Source organism: Mesorhizobium sp. M5C.F.Ca.IN.020.32.2.1 (genome assembly GCF_004023105.1).
GTDB lineage: Bacteria > Pseudomonadota > Alphaproteobacteria > Rhizobiales > Rhizobiaceae > Mesorhizobium > Mesorhizobium wenxiniae.
The window spans coordinates 1-2,068 of sequence record NZ_RZSX01001021.1; the positions used below are offsets into that span (position 1 = coordinate 1).

At 60.6% G+C, this 2,068-nt stretch carries 3 protein-coding genes and 1 pseudogene; all 4 read right to left on the reverse strand.

Going from position 1 to position 2,068, the window contains the following annotated elements; genetic code table 11:
* Window positions 1-144, reverse strand: a pseudogene (locus tag EOA86_RS40845) (phosphatidate cytidylyltransferase); the annotation flags it as partial.
* On the reverse strand, window positions 141-872 hold the full coding sequence (locus tag EOA86_RS32285) for an isoprenyl transferase (RefSeq protein ID WP_029352770.1): 732 nt from the start codon (window positions 870-872) through the stop codon (window positions 141-143). The pseudogene EOA86_RS40845 and the gene EOA86_RS32285, both read right to left, overlap by 4 nt.
* A 32-nt stretch (window positions 873-904) precedes the next feature.
* Window positions 905-1,459, reverse strand: a complete 555-nt coding sequence (frr, locus tag EOA86_RS32290) for a ribosome recycling factor (RefSeq protein ID WP_036267909.1) — start codon at window positions 1,457-1,459, stop codon at window positions 905-907.
* A 122-nt stretch (window positions 1,460-1,581) separates the two neighbouring features.
* Window positions 1,582-2,068: uridine monophosphate kinase (locus EOA86_RS32295; protein WP_164892213.1), on the reverse strand; the 487-nt coding region annotated here is incomplete at its 5' end.

Consider the following 2,068-nt stretch of genomic DNA (forward strand, 5'->3'; position numbering starts at 1 on the left):
GCACATACGTGACCATTCGTAGAAAATCAGAATCGTCATTGCCGCGCCAAGCAACCGGAAGGGCAGTCCGCCCAGCCAGGTCAGGCTGAGAGTGACGACCGCAAGCACGACGGCAGAAATTACCCGAAGCTGGAGGTTGCTCATCCCTTGGCCGTCACGGCGACGTCTTGAGCGCCCAGACCGCCGAAACGGCGCTCGCGACTGGCAAAGTCACGCAATGCGTCGGCCAAATGCTCGCGGCTGAAATCGGGCCAGTAGCAAGGCAGGAAGACAAGCTCGCTATAGGCCGCTTGCCACAGAAGGAAATTCGACAGCCTGAGCTCGCCGCTGGTACGGATGACCAGTTCCGGATCCGGAATACCCTGGGTGTCGAGAGAGCCGGCAAAGGATTCGGCCGTGATCGCCTCGCTGTCGAGCTCGCCGCGCGCCACCGCCGAGGCAAGCTTGCGCGCTGTGCGCACGATCTCGTCGCGTCCGCCATAGTTGAAAGCGATGACCAGGGTCAGCGCGTCGTTGTGGACGGTCAGGGTTTCGGCCTCTTCAAGCAGGGTCCTGATGTCAGGCTGCAGCCCTGCCCTGTCGCCGATGATCCTGACCCGCACGCCGTTTTGGTGCAGTTCGGCGAGATCGCGGCGAATGAAGATTTTCAACAGGCCCATCAGATCGCTGACTTCGGACTTCGGCCGCGACCAGTTTTCCGACGAGAAGGCGTAGACGGTCAGGAACGAGATGCCAAGGCCAGGAGCGGCTCGCACCGTGTTGCGCAGCGCCTCGACGCCGGCACGATGCCCAGCAAGCCGTGGCAAGCCACGCGCCTTGGCCCAGCGTCCGTTTCCGTCCATGATGATCGCGACATGCGCGGGGCTTGTCATGTTCTCGCTTTCGAGCCAGCAGTGGCCAGACCCTAAACCTGCATGATTTCAGCTTCCTTATCGGAAAGCAGATGGTCGATGGTGCTGATCGTCTCGTCGGTGAGTTTCTGAACCTGGTCGGACCGCTTGCGATGATCGTCTTCGCTTATATCGCCGTCCTTTTCCGCCTTTTTGAGAAACTCCATGCCGTCCCGGCGCACGTGGCGCACGGCTATACGGGCATTCTCTGCATAACCGTGCGAGATCTTGACCAGTTCCTTGCGGCGCTGTTCGTTGAGCTCGGGCAGCGGAATTCTGAGATTGGTGCCATCGACGATCGGATTGAAGCCGAGATTGGATTCACGGATGGCGCGATCGACCGCGCCGACCATCGACTTATCCCAGACCGAAACCGAAATCATGCGCGGCTCCGGCACCGACACGTTTGCCACTTGGTTGATCGGCATGGTGGTGCCGTAGGCCTGCACCTGGATCGCGTCGAGCAGGTTGCTCGAAGCGCGGCCGGTCCGCAGCGAAGCCAGATCGTGCTTGAACGCAGCGATCGCCCCGTCCATGCGCCGTTTGAGATCATCGTATTCGCCACTCATCATCGTCTCCTCGACCCGTTAGCCGGGTTCACTTCAGGGTAATCCCGTATTCAAGCCTCAATCCGAAAACCGGTTCCCGCTTTCGCCTACGGGAAACCTTCGGTTCGGGATCGGGCTCCCGATCAGTCGTCCGTGACGACCGTGCAACGGCCGCCGCCCCGCAGAATATCACCGAAACCACCCTTCTCGTGGATCGAATAGACGATTATCGGGATGTTGTTTTCGCGCGCAAGTGCAATCGCGGCCGTATCCATGATCGAAAGACCGCGTCTTATGACTTCGCCATGGCTGATGCGCTCGAAGCGGGTCGCATTCGGGTCCTTCTTGGGATCTGCCGAATAAACGCCGTCGACCTGGGTACCCTTGAACAGCGCATCGGCGCCGATTTCTGCCGCGCGCAGCGCCGCGGCCGAATCGGTGGTGAAGAAAGGATTGCCGGTGCCGCCGGCGAAAATGACGACCTTGCCCTGGTTCATGTAGGCGGTCGCTTGACGCTGCGAAAAGCTCTCGCAAAGCTCAGGCATGGCGATTGCCGACAGCACCACCGCGTCGACGCCGATCTTGTTCAGCGAAGTGCGCAGCGCCAGCGAGTTGATGACGGTGGCGACT

Excerpts from the sequence above, each read along its gene's own strand:
- EOA86_RS32285 (WP_029352770.1), bottom strand. The coding sequence starts at position 872 with ATGACAAGCCCCGCGCATGTCGCGATCATCATGGACGGAAACGGACGC.
- frr (WP_036267909.1), bottom strand. The coding sequence starts at position 1,459 with ATGAGTGGCGAATACGATGATCTCAAACGGCGCATGGACGGGGCGATC.